This window comes from Yaniella sp. (assembly GCF_030453185.1).
Lineage (GTDB): Bacteria > Actinomycetota > Actinomycetes > Actinomycetales > Micrococcaceae > Yaniella.
This window is the reverse complement of the sequence record NZ_JAKDKW010000045.1, coordinates 1-19,798: the sequence shown is the minus strand read 5'-3', so window position 1 is coordinate 19,798 and position 19,798 is coordinate 1. Positions and strand designations below refer to the sequence as shown.

Genomic DNA, 19,798 nt, shown 5'->3' with positions numbered 1-19,798 from the left:
AATAGAGGTACGCATTCACCACTTCGATCGTCTTTCTGAGGTTCCCTGTTTTTGTTTTGAGTTCATAACTGCCTGGTTCGAGGAGGCCAATATGGAGCTAACATCACTGCTTCCCAATATTGGCGCCCCGGTGCCCACAGATATTCTTAATCTCGAGAAACTTGCTGACGCCTCCCCGGGTGAACTGCTCTATGCCAGCACCCAGTTGGCGAAATTAGCGGTGGATCAACTGGCTGATGCCACCACATATCACCACGTTCCTACCTTTCGTCATGCCTCGGGCGGGGATTGGAACGGCTTTCAGCCAGCACCCAAGAAGGCCTGCATGACCACACAAGAAACGGCGTCGCCACCTTCTGACAGTGATCTCGACAGTGATCTGGCGGAAGAGTCAGCGGATGAGCCGGTCGCGCCTGAGAGGTATTATGATTCCTTACCCGGTATGGGATTGATGTTGGGCCATCTGGAGAACGTGACAGCAGCAGCCAATACCCTGTATGCAGGCTATGTTCACGAATCAATGAGCCAGCAGCCTCGATATTTCGGGACCCCGTATGATGCCACCCCGTTTCGTAATGCCAACCAGTATCTGTCCCAGACTCGGCGCTGGTCAGGTAGCAAAATCAAGAAACATCTTGGGCGGGCTGCACTGCTCACCCACACTCCAGGTGGCGACCCCACCATTGCATCCTCGCACCCCACCTACCCAGCTGTGGCCGCCTCCTATACTCAGGGTCGACTCAGCGCAGAAATCGCTGACCGGATTGTCGATATGCGGACCAGTCTGCACAAATATGCCGGAGATAGTCACGCGCCACCGGGAATGGTCGACCAAGTCATGGCCGCTTTCGAGTCGGTCTTGGCAGAAACCGGCGAAACAGTCACCCCAGAAGAGTTCACACGGTTCAAAAAAGACTGGACAGACCAGATCGCGCATGAACTCAACGCCGATGGGCCCTCCCCATCACAAGCGTTGCGGAAACCACCCGATAATGCGATCAAAACTAAAAGCTTTCCCGAAGGTGGTGGCCGGATCTGGATGGACGCCACCCCCGAGGTTTACACGCCCTTCAAAAATTTCATGCTGCAGATGCTCAAAGCCGACCACACTCCAACTGACGTTCCGCAAGACCTTATCAACCTGATCCACCCCGCCGGGTATACCGACCAGGATAATGGTAGGTCAGCAGGCCAAGACGGTCCAGCAACACAGCACCGTGCTGAGACCAACGACGAACCCGCCAGTCACAGCGAAAGCACGTCGGATGATGACTTCCCCAGTTTTGATGCGGTCCCGGATAATATCGATGACCTTCACCTCGACGAAGAGCAGCAGGACCAGGCGGTGAGTGAAGATGCCCAGGCCAACACGTACACCACCACAGACCTAGAGGCCATGGATCCCATGTCTTCAGGCCAGAAAATCTCCGCCATACTCATTGGCATGTTCCGGACCATGTTGCGGATGGACCCAGCAGAGATCGGGATCAAGAAAAGCCACGGAGCCTCTGCACAACTGGTGATTGTTCAGGATGTCCAAACAGCCTACCGGGCACTTGGGATCCCACCGTTACCGCCCGATGCTCAACGCCCACCAGGCCCCAACGGGATGAGCCCACCCATCATCCACCGACCCAACCCCAACACACCACACCGCCCAGAGCCAGAAGTCTCAGACGATGCGGGCCATGGTACTGATGGTGGTGAGCCGGTGGCAGAAGGCAAAATCCGTTTTATCAACCAACTGCCCTGGACCCCATATCGTTGCCAGGCCCTCAACCATGGGTCGATGCATCCTGCTGATGCCGAAATCTTATCCTGTGATAGCGAGCTGGTCGCCCAACTGTGGGACGGACCCGACACCGTCCTAAATCAGAAACGTACCAAACGACTCTTCACCGTCACCCAGCGCCGTGCCATCCTGGCCCGAGACCGTGGATGCCAAGCCCCAGGCTGCACCACCCCAGCGGTGTTCTGCGATATCCACCACATCAAAGACTGGCTCGCCGGCGGCAACACCAGCGTTACCAATGCCGTGACCCTTTGCAGCCATCACCACGCCGCCGTACACATCGGCAAATGGCGCATCCGCAAACACAACGGCCTCACCTGGTTCCAACCCGCACCCTGGCTCGATCCCTACCAGCCACTGCTCCGCAACCTCTACTGGAACACATAAACCGGTCCCTGGTGATTGAGAATCTCTCACCAAGGACCGGTCGTAGTGTTTCGTGGATGGGCTAAGGCACGATTACTGTTTAATCAGCCTCCAGTCCCTCAACAGGAGACATCTTCGCCGCACGACGTGATGGTGCTACCGAAGCGATCAGCCCAGCGATCACCGCTACGGCAATCACCCCACTGACCTCAAGCCACGGCCACGTTATATCGACGCCGCCCGAAGAGATCTGCGAAAAGATCGCAACTGAACCTGCCCAGCCATAAAGCATGCCCAGCACACTGCCCAGGATGGCACCGACCGCGCTAATCAGGACCGCTTCCCACATCAACATGCTCCGTAGCCCGCGTTTAGTCAGACCCAACGCACGCATCAAAGAGTTCTCGCGAGTACGCTCCAGGGATGACAGGGCCAAGGTATTGGCAACACCAACAAACGCAATGAGCACCGAAATGCCCAGCAAACCGATCACTGTCAGCATCACCGCATCAATCGCCTGCTGATACATCGAGCGCAGGACCAATGGCGAACTCACATCCTGAGACGACACCTCAGTATCAGCCACCATGTTGGTGACTATTTCCTGCAAATCAGCCTGCGAAATATCCTCATCTGCAACCGACAACCACACCACGGCCATACCGGTAACATCCATCGACAACTGCTCCGCGGTTTCGGCAGAGACAATCGGTGTGACGGACGACAGGTCAGACCGAACCACATCCAGCTCAACCTCACCATCCGCTGTAGTCACCGTTAGCGTGTTCGACTCATGATGCTCAGGCACCAGCACGGTACCGGTCTCCTCCAGGGCTTGAGCGTCGTCGTCACTGACACTGTCCGAGATTCCGGCCAAGTGCTCCGGATCCGCCGTCATCACCTGTTCAGACCATGATTCATCAATGGAACCCACCGGATACAGCGCCTCAGCATCAGCGATGCCGGCCGTTTCAGCCAGTGCCTCAGTCGTAGAATTGACCTGTGCAGTGTCTGCCGGATCAATATCGGCCAACTCCGCGTAGATATCCACCGGATAATTCGTGGCCAGCATTTCATCCGTACTATCTTGTGCAGTACGACCACCGGTGAGAATCATCGCGACCAACGTCGTCCCCACAATCAGCGCGGTGGCGGTTGCTGCGGTGCGAGAGCGATTCCGAACCGAATTGAGCTGAGCCATTTTGCCCGGGATACCAGTCCAACGGGTCAGCCCGCCCAGCGCATAGACAGCACCGGGAACAAACAGCACTCCTAAAGCCAGCACACCGATAAACGAGACGGCGCCTGCCACGATGGCCATGCCAACCAACCCGGCAGCAGCGAAGAACACCAGTGCCGCACCACCGGCCAACAACATGAGCGAGCCCAGCACCAACCGGAGTTTCCCAGCTTTGGAACCCATAGTCGACGCAGGAACCGGACGCATCGCTTCAAGCGGCGAAACCCGCATCGCCTGTGATGCAGGCAGCCAGGAGGCCACCACGGTGATGACCACCCCGGCGAGCAAGACCCAGAGTATAGACAAGTCCATGCCAAAGGTGGCTCCGGACATCCATTGCTGCGCTACTGCCAGTAATCCGAAGATCAACCCGATGGCCAGGGCAATACCGGTGATCGAACCGATCAAACCGATGAGGACGGACTCAGCCAGGACACCTTTTCGGATTTGGCCGCGGGTTGCCCCAAGCACCCGCTGCAGTGCGTACTGTCTGGTTCGTTGCGCCACCAGCACCGAGAAGGTGTTATTGATGACGAGCATCATCACCAGTAAAGCGATCGCAGAGAAGCCACCGAGCACCACGGTGATCGCGTCAAAGCCCATCATGTCGACCAGTTGTTCGGAGATTTGCACATCCGGGGTGTTCACGGTAGCGGGCACACCGGTGGCGTTGAGAGCCTGTTGGATGTCGGTGATGACCTGGTCTATATCACCGTCGACTCGTAGCAGCGCCGTGTCGTAGGTGGGGGAGTCCCCACCGAGTTCGCCCAGGGTTTCCACGGTGGTGTAGATCGTCATCGCCCCAACCACAGTTGGATCCATGGACTGGTCCATGATTCCGGAAACCGTGACTTCTTGTTCGGCTTCATCGGCGAGGGTGCGCAACGTGACGGTGTCACCGACCGCTAGATCGTGGCGTTCCGCGGACTCAGTGTCAACGGTGATTTCGTCGTCGGCGGTAGGCAGTTCGCCGTCCGTCATCGGAGTGGCCAGCAGCGAGGCGTCAGCCGGACGGTTGGTGGCGTAGACAAAATCTGAATCCGGGTCAAAGGTCCCCTGTTTATCGGAGCCTTCCGGCAGCACCATGGCGGTGGCCGCGTTCATGAGAGGGTAGACCTCCTCGACGCCATTGATCTCGGTGAGACTCCCGGATTGTTCGACGGTGCCAGCCAAATCGTAAAAGTCCGACTCCGGATCGGGCGGTGTTTCGGCGGTGATGAGCAGATCGGCATTCGCATACGTGGCGCCCAACATCTGCTTGGTGGATTCCTTGGCCGAAGACGTGACCAATAAGGAACCAGCCAAGAACATGGTGCCCAGCACAATGGCCAGCAGGACGGCCACATATCGGCGCGGGTGTAACTTCAATTCACTGATGGCAAGTTTCCACATGACTATTCACCCAGCTCTGCAAGTGCGTTCAACACGGAATCGGCGGTTGGGTCTTCGAGATGACCGACGACGCCGCCATCCTTGAGCAGCACCACGCGATCGGCGTAGGAAGCAGCGTGCGGATCGTGAGTGACCATGATGATTGTCTGGCCCATCTCGCGGGCACTGCGAGCCAATAGTTGTAGCACTTCGGCACCGGTGTTTGAGTCCAGGGCACCAGTGGGTTCATCAGCGAAGACGACGGCCGGGCGGGTCAGCAGGGCTCGAGCGACGGCGACGCGCTGCTGTTGCCCACCCGAGAGCTGGTGGGGTTTGTGGGTGAGCCGATCGGTGAGTCCGAGGGTTGCGACAATCTGGTCGAACCAGTCCTGATCCACCTTCGTCCCGGCAAGATCCAAGGGCAGCACGATGTTGTCTTTGGCATTGAGCGTGGGCACCAGGTTAAAGGCCTGGAAAATAAACCCGATGTGGCTCCGGCGCAATACGGTCAGCTCGTTGTCGCTCATTCCGGTAATCACGGTCGAATTGACGGCGACCTGGCCGGAGTCAACCGTATCGAGGCCCGCCAAGCAGTGCATCAGCGTGGACTTACCGGAGCCGGAAGGCCCCATGATCGCGGTGAACTCGCCTGGACGAAATGTCACCGACACCCCATCGAGTGCAGCCACTTTGGTGTCGGCGGTGCCGAATGTTTTGGTAATGCTTTGTGCTGCCACGGCAGCCGGTTCTGTGTTTAACATGTCCTCAGTCTGCGCTGCGTGCACGTTGAGCAAATCACCAGCCGGGAGGATCTTGCCGCCGTGGCCTCGTCCAAAAGGATGAGGCCAGGCTACTGCCCTACGGCCATGTTATTTGGTGCTGAGTCCGGTCCGATCGGAGGCAAGGCCTTTTCTGATGGTGATCTGCCAAGCGGCTTCACCGGTGTCGTGGAAATCGGTGACTTCGTGACCATCATCGACGGCCCACTGGGGGATAGTTTCGGTGCCCTGGGTGCAGTCAAAGTCGATGACCAGGTGCTGGCCGGGTTCCAGATCCGCCATCACATCTTTGGCTTCGATCAGTGGGAAGGGGCATACCGCCCCGAGAGAATCCAGCGCGAAATAGCCATCACCCAGGTGGCGGGCCTTGTCATCGGCTGCGGATTGCAGGGTAATCATCCCGGTTGCCGTCTGCATACCAGCTAATGACGGCGCAGAGCCAGGCGCATTGCTCAGGGCAACGCTGGAACCGGTCGCATCGTTGGCACCAGCGGGGCGGGTTTGTGGTGTCTTGATGGTTTTGGCCGCGGCCGGCTTCAGCCAGAACTTCGCGCCGACACCAATCCCTACCGCGATGAACAGCAGGGCCACCCAGCCCTGATAGCTAAAGAGGCTGGTTTGTACCATGCCGTTGCCCACGGTGCAGCCACCGGCCAGCGACGCGCCAACACCCATCATCAACCCACCGACGACGGAACGCATCGCGGTTGTGGCATCAGGCATGCGGATGCGAAACTCACCGGTAGCTTTTGCGGCAATAAAGGCTCCAACGAATAGGCCGAGTACGAGCAAGACGCCCCAGTCGATGAGGCCTTCGTCACCGGTCACGGTGTACTGCAGGGTATTGGCTGTGGGGGTGGTGATTCCCAGGCCGCTGTTGCGTCCGGTGGCAGCAGACAGGGGCCAGGCGATGACACCGATCAGACCGACGATGGCACCGGCGGTGTACAGGTGCAGCGGGCGTTTCCATTTCGGCTGATTCCCCAGGCGTGCAACTTTGGCCTGCTTGGCATCCTGTGCCAGGTAGCGACGGACAAGAAGAAACGTGAGAATTGATAACGCGACCGCGAACCACCAGGGTGAGACTCCTAAGGACTCGGGAATCGTGGTGAGGCTGGTATCCCAACGCTTCATCCAGCTGTCGAAGCCAGCCAGAGCACCGTATTTCATGGCGGCCGCCGATAGCGCGTACATGGCCAGCGCGATCCAGGATCCGACCAGGCCTTCGGCAGAACGGTACCAGGTTCCAGAAGCACAACCACCGGCGAGAATAATGCCGAGACCGAACAAGAAACCGCCAACGATGACGGCTGCCGGGGCGAATGTGCTGTACTCGGGAGCAATGATGTCGGCGGAGGTCAGCGCGGCGAGCCCGATGGCGTGCACAGCGATGACGACGAGTAGGGCCACAAATGTTCGCCACGACCGCTGTAAGAAGATGTCGCGAATCATGCCGGTGACACAAAATCGGCCACGCTGCATGACAACGCCGAGCACGGCACCGATCAGTAAACCTGTAAGAATCATGGCCGTCCTAATGGTGTTGGGAATCGTTGGAGGCAATGAGGTCCCGCTGACGAACGAGGTCGCGTGTTGGAACCCAGCCCATAAAATCCTAGGGCTAAGAAAAATCAGCGTGACAAAGCAGGACCAATATCTTCATGTTGAGGCGGCCACCACGTGCCTGCTGTGCTGGAGTGCAGGCGTAGGATGGTGAACTGATTTGAGAGAATGTGAGGCTATCCGTGCCCGTAGTGTTGGCAGCCGTACCGATCGTCGTGGTGATCGGCCTGTTATTAACACGCCTGCCCGCCTGGATTCCGCCGGTTGCCGGAGTGCTTTCAGCCGTCGTCGTCGGCCTGTGGGTCCTAGATGCACAGTTTGCCGAACTCACCGAAGCGGTGGGCGGCTCAATGGCCACACTGTTCCAGGTATTAGCGATCATCGCCGGTGGCGTCACCCTGGCCCGGGTCATGGATCACACCGGTGCACAGAAACAACTAGCCGATTGGTTAGCCGCCGGGGGAGCGTCTTTGGGATCAGCACTGCTGATGGCCAACGGTGTGGTGCCGTTTATGGAATCGGTCACCGGCTTCGGGGTCTCACTCATTATCGGGTTGCCGCTGACCCTGGCCTTCGGGTTCACCGCGTATCAAGCCGCCCTCATCACGTTGATGGGTATTGTGATCGGCCCCTGGGGATCGATGGGCCCTGGAACCCTGCTGGGCGCCGAACTAGCCGGTGAAACACTCACCGATCTGGGTGTCGCCACCGCCGTGGTCAATATCCCGTCCGTCGTGATCTCGGGTGTGGTGACGGCGTTCATTGCCTCCCGTGCGGTCAAGGTTCGCGGAGCAAAGAGGCTCGGCTACGTCGGGATTGGTGCGGCCTCCGGGCTTATGCTGGCGCTTTTGGTTTTGGGCACCAACCTGGTGTTTGGCACACCGGTGGCCGGCGCGGTAGCCGCCGCCGTCATGAGTATCGGTTGGCTACTGGTGGTCCGCAAAGGCAAACTCCGTCCCGGTCCGGGCGGCTCGCTCGTGCCGTATGCGGTGCTGGTAGGCGGCACTATTGCAGGGCAACTCATTTCCTCGGTCGTAGCCGTCGAGTGGGTGGCAGAAGTCGTCGCCAGCCCGGCGCTTTATGCTTTCGCCGGTGTCGGGGTGGCCATCGCACAGTACCGGCAACCCGTGGACGGACTGGCGGGCAACGCTTTCCGGCTTTGGCTGAACACCGGCGTGCCTACCGCGCTGTACATATTGTTTGGGGTGGTCATGCAGGGCGGTCATATTGCCGAAACCCTGGCACAATCACTGGCCGGACTCGGCGACGGCTACATTTTCCTGATGCCCGTCATCGGCGCGCTGGGCGGGTATATGACGGCGTCGGGCACCGGCACCAACGCGATGTTTGGGCCAACCCAGGTTGCCGTGGGCGGACAGCTCGACATTCATCCGCAGTGGTCCATGGCGCTGAATAATGCCGCTGGTTGTTGGGGCACGATCGCCTCGCCGGCACGTATTGAGCTGGCATATCAGCTCTCCCGTGGGGCATCGCTGTCCGAACATGGCCCACCGGTTACCCGCGCCAGGCTGCTCGCCGTCACGGTTCCGGTGCTCGCATTGTCGACGATCGTCTGGGGCGTTATGGCGTACTTCCTGCTGCCCGGGCTTGAACCACTCTAACCGGCTGGTTGTCTCTGGACGCGAGGCATAATAGACGGTAAAGATATAGTCAATACGGACCACCCGTTGTTTAAACAAACACTCACGCCGCATTCCTTGGAGAGGACCCTCAAGAGTCATGTCGCAGCACGCACCCCAACCGCCGCCACCACCGCCTTCGGCGCCTGCGTTTCTCAAGAACATTCCGGGCCAAGCATGGGCGCGGACGTTGTTGATCCCCCTGGCATTTTTCGGTGGAGCCTTCCTTATGGCTGGTCTTACCGCGGCTTTGGGGCTGAGTGGCATGAGCGTGGCGGCAAGCTTTGGTTCAGATATGCCGCAGCTGATGGATGGTGGACCATCGTGGATCGTGATGACTATTCAGCTACTGGGCATGGGGTTTTTATCTCCACTTTCCCTCGGTTTTGATATTGCGGATTTCGGGATGTTCTCCGGCGGTGGCTCAGCGTTCTTCGTTCCGTGGTTGGTGCCCGCGGGTGGGATTGCTGCAGTGGCAGTCACACAGCGTTTTCTCGGTGGCAACATTCGCGCCCAACAAGCCGGAATCCGTTTTATGCTAGCCGGTATCGCCGGACTACTTTTTGCCACGGTCGTTACCGTTCTGGCTGCCACCGTCCGATTTCGTTATGACGGCGGCAACGAGATGATCGACGGCCGGTTTTGGGCGCATTCAGCGTCTCTGCCCGGGTTTCTCGTGGCGGCGATGCTGGTCGGGTTCAGCACGTATCTGTTGTTACTACCCCGTCGTGGTCTGCTCTTGCAACGCATCCTCACAGCCATCGCGGCCGTCTTTGAACATGTGCTCATCTTGGCGGGAGCTTCTGCGCTGGCCCTCGTGATCGCAGCCTTTATACAAGGCGAAACAGAGGTGGGGCAGTTCGTACTCGCTGGATTCCTCACCGTGGGATTCTTCGCCTTTTCGATGCTGCACTTTGTGCCAACAGTCATGTCGGGGAGTGAAGAGATCGTCGACAGTGCCGAGTCATTGACCATCTTCACGCTGCCCACAGCGGCTTGGATCATTGGCCTCATCGTGATGGTCGCGGTACTGTTCGTCACCGCATTCCGCTGGAGTCTCCGAACCCAGTTCTACGCGCACGCACCTTGGGCCTGGATCGCGTTACCCGTAACCTACCTCGTCGTCGGTATACTCCTGACCTCCGCCAACGGATTGCACTTTTCGATGTACATGGCTGGTGAAGCCATGCAAATGAGCATCAGCTCTGCGGCATGGGGCTTCTTGGTGTGGTTAGCGATCAGCGGCATCGTCCAAGTATTGGCCATCTACCTGATGCCCGGCCTGTGGCGGCGCATGCCGGCCGGGCTCGTCCGCGCCCTGGGCGTTGGCCTGGCGCCACACACTGCACCCACTGCCCACACAACGCCGGTGGACCAAACCACCGTGATGCCCGCGGCCACAATTGCCGAGCCCACTCTCAATGAGCCCTTCCATGCACCCCAGCCACGTGCCGTGACACGAAAATCCAAGGCCCTGCTGTGGACCGGCGCCGGGGTCATCGTCCTCATGGTCGCGGGGTGGATTACTCATAGTGTGTTGTCTCGAACCGTGTTTGGTCCGGAAGATACGGCTGAAGCATACCTCCAAGCGGTGGTGGATGGTCGCGCCGAAGATGCGTTGGAAATTATGGGCCCGAATCTGACCGACGACTTACGCGCGCTTGCTACCGATGAGGTGTACCAGGGTGCCGCAGATCGTCCAGATCGCTTTGAACTGGGCGACGTGAATTTCGACGGTTCGGCCGCCAGTGACGTGAGTGTGGATGCGACCATCTACCAGTCAGGTAAGGCCTACCCACTTGAGCTTGGGCTCAGTGAATCCGGCACGCAGGCCATGGTTTTCAACGACTGGGACTTGCGAAGCGGCATGGTCTCCGGCAGGGCACTGTACGCAACGGGTCCTACTCAACTGACCGTGAATGACGTGGAAGTCGACGTCGAACCTTCCGGCCTAGGCGCCACAGGGGCAACAGCGGACTCGTCTAGCGAAATGCATGACGGTCAGGACATCAGTAATTGGATAGAGCAGTACGGTTTAGTGCTGCTGCCCGGTACCTATACCTTTACAGCACCGGAGGGTAGTGAGTACCTTTCCCACGGGGACGACTTAGAACTAACCATCACACCTGGTGAACATTCGCAAACCCCCATTGAGTTTAACCAGAGTTATACCGAGGCCTTTGAAACCGATGCTGTTGCCCAGATTGCGCAGCGTGTTGAATCGTGTTTGGCTGATGCGACCATTCGGGTTGATGACTGTGAGGCGGCAAGCTGGGAGGATACCGGTTGGAATGCTATGACGGATATGCAGCGTACGTGGGAGCAGCCTCCGGAGATCGAATTGGTCCCCGCTGATCCAGAGACTGAGGGGGAAACGGATCTGACACAGTATTCCGGGCCGGTGACCGCTCGCGTTGTCGACGGCAGCATCAACGTTTCTTATCAGGTTCGTGATGATGAGGACGACGATTGGATGGATCGGGACCGCATCTACTCGCCCTTCCAGGGAAGCGGTTTTGAACCCATGGAGTTCCCGATCACCTTGGACGGCGATGAGATCCAGGTCGACTATTCAGCGCTGGATCAGTACAACCCAAGTTGGCTTAGCCAAGAATTTCGGGACTAGTTACCTTCGGCGTCGTCCTTGAACGCGTTTACCACCAGGTAGGCCACCGCAATGCCGACCAACACCACACCAACAACGAATGTTGGCACCGAGAACGTCCCGGTGAAAAAGTTGATCGCCAGCGACGACCCCAACACCAGAGCGCCGATGACTAACATGAGGACCATGCCCACCGTGGCCGGTTTGGCGCGGCGGGGGTTCTCTAAATCTTTGTCGTTCAATCCTCTGCGTGGTTCCATAGGGCCATTATGGCCCGCCACTACGCACTACACAATTCCGGTGCGATAGGCCAACACCACGGCTTGCACCCGGTCGCGGGCGCCCAATTTCGTCAACACTTTGCCCACGTGTGTTTTCACGGTCGTGGCAGAAACAAACAGTTTCGCTGCAATCTCGACGTTCGACAACCCCTGGGCCATCGCTTCTAACACCTCACGTTCACGAGCCGTCAACCTGGCTAAGGCCGCTACATCAGCGTCGTATTCCGCCGACGGCGTCGAACGTTTCGGGGTCACGAGGTGTTCCAGGAGCCGCTTGGTCGTCGACGGCGCAATCACCGCATCGCCGTGAAACACCGAAGTGATGGCATCGAGGAGCTGCTCGGGTGGTGCATCCTTGAGCAGAAACCCGCTGGCACCGGCATCAATGGCATCCAGGGCATACTCGTCGAGATCAAACGTCGTCAGCACAATAATTTTGACGGCGGTATTGTGCTCGAGCAGGGCCCTGGTAGCGACAATCCCGTCCATCACGGGCATCCGGACATCCATCAGGACCACGTCGGCGGCACGGACGTGCGCCGAACGCACGGCTTCCTGGCCGTTTGATGCTTCACCGGTGACTGTTAGATCATCGCGGGAGCTGATGAGCATCGATAGCCCGGAACGGATGAGTTGCTGATCGTCGACGATCGAGACCTTGATGGGTTGCATAGATTCTATCCTCGCAGGTGAGCAAAGGAGTATGAGAGTCTAGATTCATGGGTCAGAATACAACAGAAAAACCACGCGGCCGACGCAATCGATTTGGGGCGATACTGGGTGGCATTGCCATTGTTCTTGGGGCCGCAGTATTGGTGGTCGGACTGGTAACTAGCACCGCAACCGCTATGTCGGTCACGTTGAATGTACTGGTGGTTGGTATCGGTGTCCTGGCGGTCGCTATGCATATTTGGGCGAAACCTAAGTAGTTTGATAAGGCAGCTGGGCGTGGACTCGGAATCCGCCGGCTGCTTTTGGTCCGGCAGAAAACGTGCCGTCGTACAGTGCGGTGCGTTCTCGCATCCCCACCAGCCCCTGGCCGGCATGATCGGTTTCGGTGGATCCCACGCCGTCGTCATCAACGGTTACCGAAACACCCGTATCCCGCCAGCGCAAGGTCACGGTAGCTACCGCAGCAGCGCCAGCGTGCCGGGCAACGTTGGTTAACGCTTCTTGGATAATTCGATACAGCACAAGCTCGGCGCCATCAGCCATCTGACCGCCGGGCTGACCAGTTTCGTGTAGCTCGACTTGCATGCCGGATAACTGCATGGTCGCAATCAGACCGTCGATATCGGCCAGCCCCGGCTGTGGCGATGTATCAGCGGAGTCGGTATCACGCAGCACGCCGAGCAGCCGGCGCATTTGATCCAGTGCATCGCGTCCGGTCCCGGCGATCGTATCCAGCGTGCGAACGGCAATATCCGGGTCAGCTTTTGCGGCGTAGCGCCCGCCGTCGGCCTGCGAAATCATCACCTGCAGTGAGTGGGCCACAATATCGTGGAGCTCCCGGGCGATCCGGTTGCGTTCATCGGCGGCGGCCAGTTCGCGTTCCTGGCGGGCCTCAACCCGGAGCTGTTCGGTACGCGCCTGCAAGGTTTCTAGCCGGATGCGACGGGTGCGTTGCACATTGCCGATCGCCCAGAACAACACCACCAGCGCGATCACCTGAATACTGATCGGTAGCGCGTAGAACGCCCCGGACGGTTCGATCACTTCGCCTTCGCTGTAGGAGCGTGCGCCCCAGAAATGCGGTACCATCGTGGTTTCTGCGGCGTATAACACCGCCCCCGCGAGCGCCGTACATAACCCGGCAATCGAAGCCCAGCTTGGTGCCAGGTGGGCGAGGTTTTGCACGGTCAATACGACCATGATCATCGACGGCAGTAAGTCGGGCCCCAGCACCAGGTGGATGAGGGAACCGAGCACGACCAGGCCGGCCGAGGCCACCGGATTCGTACGACGGATCGTCCACGGCGCCATGTGCAGTACCAGAATGCTGACGACGACGGTGTCCAGCGCCCACTCCGGCCAGTTGTACAGGTATATCGGGAAGGTCCCCGTCATCGAACCAATCGAAGTCAGGAGCATCAGCCCCAACAGCGGCAGAATGATCAGCCCGTCGGCGATCCGGGGATACTTGCGCCACCATGTGACAATGCGGTCAAAAAACTTCACGGCACCAACCTTATGTGGCAGTGCTTACCGGTTGCATCATCCTCGCGGACGATTCATGAGGAGGCTAACCACTCAATAATCTCAACGGCGCTACCGGTGCGAGCTTGTAAATACCCGGTTCCGGCAAACAAGTGGGTTGAACGCGGGTCGCGAGCTTCGATGGCCGCACGTTTGATCGGCACAGTCAGCGCATTGACCTCGGGGTACACGGCCGGGGCGTCCAGCGACATGAGCTCGTTGACCAGCGAACGCGACACCCGCCCCGAAAACACGCGCGTCAACTGCGTAATTCCCGAACGATCGGTGCGCAACATGTACCGGTGCAGCGCATTACTGCCCGCCTCGTCGGTCAACAACAGCGCGGTCCCCACCGCAGCCGCCGATGCCCCGTGGGCCCGTACTTTGTGCACATCTTCCGGCGTCATAATGCCGCCCGCTGCCACAAAAGGAATATCGACGACGGCGTGCACCGCGTCCAACAGTTCGGCCAATTCCAAGGTTTCCGGGACGCCCAACGGGTCATGCACCGACCGATGCCCGCCGGCTTCCGGACCCTGCACCACCAAAAAGTCGGCGCCGTGGTCTGCGGCATTGCGGGCTTCGGCCGCCGACGTCACTGTCACACCGACGTCGGTATTGGACTCGTGGAGCCGCTGGAACAACTCGGGGCCCGGTAGCCCAAAGGTAAAGGACACAATCGGCCACTCGACCGCCGCCTCCAGCTTGGCCTCCCAATCGTCGGAAACATCTGCCCCGGCTTGTTCAACGGTTGGGAGCTCAACGCCTAATCGTTGGGCAAACGGCAGGAGTTCCTCGCGAAACGCGGCCAACTTTTCGGCGCGCCCCTGCTGGCTTTTCGCCACATCTACTGCGGTATTGGCGGCATCCGGCACGAACAGGTTGACCCCAACGTCACCGCTGGCAGCCACCGAACGATAATCCTCGGCCACGCGCGCGGCCGTTTTATTGCCGCCACCGAGAAAGCCCAGCGCTCCCGTAGAGGCCACCGCACGGGCCAGCTCATTGGAAGACGGCCCACCGGCCATTGGTGCGGCAACGATTGGATGACGAAATTCCATAATCAATCCTTAGCAGTTCGACAATAATTCCCACTCTAGAACCATCCAGGCTTGAACCGAAGTCACACCACCACACCGACGCCACCTGTGCCCACCGGGATCGTTGAACACCTAGAGTATTAACCGACCACACAAGCCATCGACAATGACCACGGGTGAAACATGTCTGAGGGACACCACGAAACGCTGTTTGACCTTGAGCCGGCCGAAGCCATCACACCGGCGGAGTTTGCCGTTGAAACAGCGGAAGATTCCGAACGCCAAGGTGCCTTCGATATCGGTATCGCCATACCGGAACCGTTTACGGAACCTGGTGAGGATGCGGTCGACGACGTCGAAGAGCCCGCCGTCGAGGTGGTCGAGGAAGTGCTGCAAAACCCCGAAACAGCACCTCGAAAGCACCCCAATAAGGTGAGTTTTTATCAAGAGCCCGAGGACACTGCTCGGTTGCGCGGTGCTGTGCTCCACACCATGATCCCCGAGGGGCACCGCTCCCTGAGTCAGTTTGTGATCCGTGCGGTCATGAAAGAAGTTCAGCGCCTCGAAGAGAAATACAACGGTGGCAAACCCTTCCCCGCCGTGGCCGCGAATGAAATGCCGCAGGGACGCCCACATAGCTGACTGCCTCGTATCTGACGTGGTGAATTACACGCCTGTAGTGACATAGGTCACGACGTTGGCTAAAGTGTGCTAGACACATCACTCACCGTGAAGGAGTCTGGCAATGCAGTCCCTAGTTATGGCTGTGGTTGGCATAGTCATGATGGTGCTTGGGTATTTCTTATACTCTAAGTTCCTGGCAAAACGGGTGTTTAAACTCAGCCCGGACTACGAAGCGCCATCCCACAAGTATCAAGACGGGATCGATTACGTCCCGACAAATAAATGGGTTTTGTGGGGTCACCACTTTACCTCCGTCGCAGGCGCCGCGCCGATTGTTGGACCCGCCGTTGCGGTGATCTGGGGTTGGCTGCCCGCATTTTTGTGGGTCACATTGGGCACCGTGTTCTTTGCCGGTATGCACGACATGGGAGCGCTCTGGGCATCGGCCCGCCATAAAGGGCGTTCGATCGGTACGCTATCGGGTCGGTATATTGGCGGCTCGGGACGCATCCTGTTCCTCGTCGTCATCTTTTTCTTGCTGTTGATGGTCAACGCGGTATTCGCCGTCGTCATTGCGGATCTGTTAATTTCTACGCCGACGGCGGTCATCCCCGTGTGGGGTGCAATCGCTGTGGCGCTGTTGATCGGGCAAGCTATTTACCGGTTGAAGTGGAATTTGCCCATCGTTTCGGTCGTCGGCGTTGCAGTGCTGTACGGCTTGATCGTGTTGGGAGATCAGTTCCCGATTGAACTGCCGGAGACCATTCTGGGCATCTCTGCCGCTGCGTTCTGGATTATCGTACTGTTCCTCTATGCCGGTATTGCCTCGATGCTGCCGGTCTGGATGCTCTTGCAGCCGCGCGACTACATTAATGGGCTGCAGCTGTTTGTTGGTTTGGGTCTGCTGTACTTGGCGGTCTTCATTTCGAACCCAACTGTTGTGGCACCGGCGATCAATGACAATGTTCCCGAGGGTACGCCTGGCATTATGCCGCTGTTGTTCGTGACGGTTGCGTGTGGTGCGATTTCTGGTTTCCACGGTGTGGTCTCTTCGGGCACGTCGTCGAAGCAGTTGGATAAGGAACCGGATGCCAAATTGGTTGGCTATTTCGGTGCCGTTGGTGAAGGGCTGCTGGCGCTGGGTACGATCATTGCGACCACGTCGGGCTATGCCACGTTGAAGGATTGGGAAGAAGTGTATTCCGCTTTCAATGAGGGTGGAGCTGCCGCATTTGTGAGTGCGGGTAGCGGTATCGTCAATACCGGTTTGGCGATTCCTGAGAGTCTGGCTGCCACAATTTTGGCGACGATGGCCGTGTTGTTCGCGGCGACGACGATGGATACGGGTGTTCGTCTGCAACGTTTCGTCACCTCTGAGATTTTCGAATTGTTCGGGATCAAGCTCAGTGTCTTCGTAGCAACGTTGATCACGCTGGTGACAGGGTTTGGTCTGGCATTCTCCGCCGGCGGTGATGGTCGAGGCGGCATGATTATTTGGCCGTTGTTCGGTACCACGAACCAGTTGTTGGCGGCTTTGACCATGTCGATTTTGGTTATTATCTTGTTGCGCACCAAGCGTCCGGTGTGGCCTGTGCTGATCCCGTTGATCTTTGTGTTCTTCGTGTCGATGTACGCGGCGATCATTCAGCTGGGTACGTTTATTGCCGATGGCCAGTGGTTGCTCGTGGTGATCGACGTGATCATCTTGATTGCTGCGGTGTGGGTCGTGTTGGCTGCCGTCAGCAGCATGGTCCGTACTCGGAACCAGCCGTTGGATCTGGATGCGGAGATGGATGACATCGAAGCGGGAACCTCGGTCTAAAGATATCGAATAACAGCAGGAACCAGCGGTCAGATTATGGCTGCTGGTTCCTGCAGTTGCGGACTCGCTAGGCGTTCCAATAGAGGTTTCGTAGGAGTGGCTGATACGGATCTACCCATGCCGCGGGTTGGAAGTACGTGATGCCGTTGAGTTTTCGGATTCGCCATTTGCCGTTATGCACATCGGAATGGTGCCGTGAGCAAATGGTGAGCCCGTTGTGCTCGTTGGTTTGACCTTCGTTGCACCATTCTTTGCAGTGATGGCATTGGCAGTAGGTGGCCTGGATCGTGCAGCCGGGGGCTTGGCAACCCTTGTCTCTGGCGAAGATTGTTTTGCGCTGTGCCGTGGTGAATATCCGTTTGCTGCGGTATTCATGCAGGACGATATCTTGGCCGTTCCAAACTTGGCCCACGAGTTCCGCATCGCAGAGGGCTGGGGCAGCATTTTTGGGATGGATTGGTCCTACGTTGACTGCTTCGGATTGATAGGGCGTCCACGGAACAGGATTGACATGCCCGGTGAAGATATCATCTGACCCGGTATGTTCTATGAAATTGGGCGCATTGGGATTGTCTGGATTGGGTCGTCTGATCACGGTCGGTAAGATGCCGTCCGGACCGTCGGGTCGTCGTACTGCCTCTGGTAAAGCTGGCAATCCCAATGTGGAGTATGCCGTTTGTATATCCTGTACGATGACGAGTTTCGCCGGCGAGCCATGTGCGGTTTTAGCGGTAGCTTCCTGCGGTGACATGCTCATGACCGAGTACAAAGCGCCGAGCAATATGGCACCTGCGCGTTCGGCACGAGAGAGCCTATCCATGGTGCTGATTTCTTCGGTGGTATAGGTATTTCCTTCGGCGTCTTCAGCTACGACTTCAGCTAGCTCTGTTGGATGTTGCTGTGGTTCGGCTGATGGCTGCTCGGAGGGTCGCTCCTCGCCCGGTGCTTCGGTGTGTGAGGCTTCTTGCGCTGCTTGACCGGTTTTCGCATCGGCGGCTGCTTTGTAGAGGTTGTCGATATTGTCCGGCAGCAGGGGCGTGTTGCCCTTGAAATTGAGGTTCGTATTCAGGAATTCTTTGAGAAATGCTCCCCAGGCAGGGTCCATGTGCATCGAGGCCGTCGCGGATCCGTCGTCGTGCGATCTGATGCGTAAAGCATTATCTGGTTTCTTTCGCAGGACTTCGGATGGCGGGGGACCATCGGAATCAATATGATGTGCAATTTTTTCTAGCCACCGGTGCTTTTCTCTGCTGAATTCCTCCGGGGTGACAGATTCAGCCGCCTCAAGTATCAATGGCTCTATTGCTTGTAGGACTTCACCTGCATATTCGGGCGTCTGACCGACTTCTTTGGCGTATTTTGTGACGTCGTGATCAATGGCAATAGCGCGATCCAAGTTCTCTGTTGGAACCAGTCCTTGGGTGAAAGCCGCAGCCATTTTTGGCAGTTTGGGAGAAGCGCCGGCGGCCGTGCGATCGGTGTTTGATCCGTAGGTAAAATATTTTGCCCGATCAATGATCTTATTGGCTTTCAAGGAAGACATTTTCGTGGTCTGGCGAAATACATCTTTGACATCGGTGAATCCTTGGATGCCTTCCGGTACACCGAAGTACGTGCTTTGATCTTTCAGTCCGAACTCGAGTTTGCGTACGAAGTTTGCCAAATCCGATTCTGTGGACCGCTCGTGTTGTACGAGTAGGAGGAGCATGCCGTGAATGGTGTCTTCACTGTTTTGCGGCGGTATGGGCGCAGGTTTAGAGGAGGGGGCTTCACCTGCTGGGCCAAACTCTGCGCCATGCCCCGACCAATCTGCGCCGGCTGCTTTCTGAAATGTTGCGAGCTCGTCCACAGAGTCTGGATCAGCAAGGCGTTCCGAGAGTTTCTGGCCAAAGAATGCTTTTGCCAACGCCAGCTGGCCTAGAGACATGTCATCGATCTCGTCGCCGTTGATGGCATCAAGGAGTACTGCGGAACTGATCTCAGGTGGCAACAGGGCTTGTTCCACGGCAGTGTCCTTCCAAGCGTTGAGATGCGGGTGTGCGGCGACTCGAATTACGGGGTGGGAGGCGTTTGAAGTTCCTTCTATTTTACCGCGATGTGCAGAAATAATCAATACTTTTAAGCATGTTTAAAGAATTTATTGAGGTTGTCTTACAGATCTAAATTGTTCTTTATCATGTTGTCTCGTGATTGTGTCCTAAAGCCTTCGTTTTGTTGATAACTTCGCGGTGTAATCCAGGTTATCCACATTCTGGACGACACAGGTTGTCGCAACTGATGAAACGTACTAGATGACCCACTCACATCTGCTGCGCTGGGCTAATTTGGGCAAAAGAAAACCCTGCCTCAGTAAGGAGACAGGGTTTCGCTGACTTGATTGGGTGCCGACTAGGAGCCTGAGGGCGCCCGACACAAAGCTGGAAGGTTAGCCTTGATCCACCGATGAATAATGTGGTGGTGTCGGCGTTTTAACGTAGAG

Annotated in this window: 14 protein-coding genes; 6 read left to right on the top strand and 8 right to left on the bottom strand. The window is 57.7% G+C overall.

Annotation, left to right across the window (positions count from 1 at the left end; all coding sequences use genetic code 11):
- The first annotated feature begins 91 nt into the window (after nucleotides 1-91).
- On the top strand, nucleotides 92-2,179 hold the full coding sequence (locus tag L0H14_RS07900; protein ID WP_301421613.1) for an HNH endonuclease signature motif containing protein: 2,088 nt from the start codon (nucleotides 92-94) through the stop codon (nucleotides 2,177-2,179).
- A 79-nt stretch (nucleotides 2,180-2,258) separates the two neighbouring features.
- Here L0H14_RS07900 and L0H14_RS07895 read toward each other — a convergent pair whose 3' ends face one another.
- The 3 genes from L0H14_RS07895 to L0H14_RS12520 form a co-directional block, all read right to left on the bottom strand.
- Entirely contained in the window at nucleotides 2,259-4,790 is a 2,532-nt protein-coding gene (locus L0H14_RS07895) for an ABC transporter permease (protein ID WP_301421610.1), read from the bottom strand.
- Between the two features lie 2 nt (nucleotides 4,791-4,792).
- Nucleotides 4,793-5,530: an ABC transporter ATP-binding protein gene (locus tag L0H14_RS07890; RefSeq protein WP_301419007.1), complete on the bottom strand. Its 738-nt coding sequence runs from the start codon at nucleotides 5,528-5,530 to the stop codon at nucleotides 4,793-4,795.
- A gap of 108 nt (nucleotides 5,531-5,638) precedes the next feature.
- Entirely contained in the window at nucleotides 5,639-7,075 is a 1,437-nt protein-coding gene (locus L0H14_RS12520) for a YeeE/YedE thiosulfate transporter family protein (protein ID WP_336621697.1), read from the bottom strand.
- Between the two features lie 206 nt (nucleotides 7,076-7,281).
- On the opposite strand from L0H14_RS12520, the gene L0H14_RS07875 reads away from it, so the two are divergent.
- Complete coding sequence (locus L0H14_RS07875; protein WP_301421608.1) at nucleotides 7,282-8,733, top strand: L-lactate permease; 1,452 nt, start codon at nucleotides 7,282-7,284, stop codon at nucleotides 8,731-8,733.
- 118 nt (nucleotides 8,734-8,851) lie between these two features.
- Nucleotides 8,852-11,377, top strand: coding sequence for a hypothetical protein (locus L0H14_RS07870; RefSeq protein ID WP_301419011.1), 2,526 nt, complete (start codon nucleotides 8,852-8,854; stop codon nucleotides 11,375-11,377).
- Here the strand turns inward: L0H14_RS07870 and L0H14_RS07865 are convergent.
- Both L0H14_RS07865 and L0H14_RS07860 read right to left on the bottom strand, forming a co-directional pair.
- The gene (locus L0H14_RS07865; protein WP_301421606.1) at nucleotides 11,374-11,598 is read right to left on the bottom strand and encodes a hypothetical protein; all 225 of its coding nucleotides are present in this window, start codon (nucleotides 11,596-11,598) and stop codon (nucleotides 11,374-11,376) included. The two genes, L0H14_RS07870 and L0H14_RS07865, sit on opposite strands and share 4 nt — an antisense overlap.
- A gap of 45 nt (nucleotides 11,599-11,643) precedes the next feature.
- Nucleotides 11,644-12,309, bottom strand: coding sequence for a response regulator transcription factor (locus L0H14_RS07860; RefSeq protein WP_301419015.1), 666 nt, complete (start codon nucleotides 12,307-12,309; stop codon nucleotides 11,644-11,646).
- A gap of 47 nt (nucleotides 12,310-12,356) precedes the next feature.
- On the opposite strand from L0H14_RS07860, the gene L0H14_RS07855 reads away from it, so the two are divergent.
- Nucleotides 12,357-12,566, top strand: a complete 210-nt coding sequence (locus L0H14_RS07855; protein WP_301419017.1) for a hypothetical protein — start codon at nucleotides 12,357-12,359, stop codon at nucleotides 12,564-12,566.
- On the opposite strand, the gene L0H14_RS07850 is transcribed toward L0H14_RS07855, so the two are convergent.
- Together L0H14_RS07850 and L0H14_RS07845 are read right to left on the bottom strand one after the other, a co-directional pair.
- Nucleotides 12,559-13,815 (bottom strand): sensor histidine kinase, encoded by a 1,257-nt coding sequence (locus tag L0H14_RS07850; protein ID WP_301419019.1) that lies wholly within the window; start codon nucleotides 13,813-13,815, stop codon nucleotides 12,559-12,561. The genes L0H14_RS07855 and L0H14_RS07850 overlap by 8 nt on opposite strands.
- Nucleotides 13,816-13,868: 53 nt before the next feature.
- Nucleotides 13,869-14,894 (bottom strand): nitronate monooxygenase, encoded by a 1,026-nt coding sequence (locus tag L0H14_RS07845; protein WP_301419021.1) that lies wholly within the window; start codon nucleotides 14,892-14,894, stop codon nucleotides 13,869-13,871.
- A 162-nt stretch (nucleotides 14,895-15,056) separates the two neighbouring features.
- On the opposite strand from L0H14_RS07845, the gene L0H14_RS07840 reads away from it, so the two are divergent.
- Nucleotides 15,057-15,515: a hypothetical protein gene (locus L0H14_RS07840; protein ID WP_301419022.1), complete on the top strand. Its 459-nt coding sequence runs from the start codon at nucleotides 15,057-15,059 to the stop codon at nucleotides 15,513-15,515.
- A gap of 103 nt (nucleotides 15,516-15,618) precedes the next feature.
- Nucleotides 15,619-17,319, top strand: coding sequence for a carbon starvation protein A (locus L0H14_RS07835; RefSeq protein ID WP_301419024.1), 1,701 nt, complete (start codon nucleotides 15,619-15,621; stop codon nucleotides 17,317-17,319).
- Between the two features lie 67 nt (nucleotides 17,320-17,386).
- Here L0H14_RS07835 and L0H14_RS07830 read toward each other — a convergent pair whose 3' ends face one another.
- A complete protein-coding gene (locus tag L0H14_RS07830) occupies nucleotides 17,387-19,324 on the bottom strand; it encodes an HNH endonuclease signature motif containing protein (RefSeq protein WP_301421604.1) in 1,938 nt (645 codons plus the stop codon).
- Nucleotides 19,325-19,798: the final 474 nt, after the last annotated feature.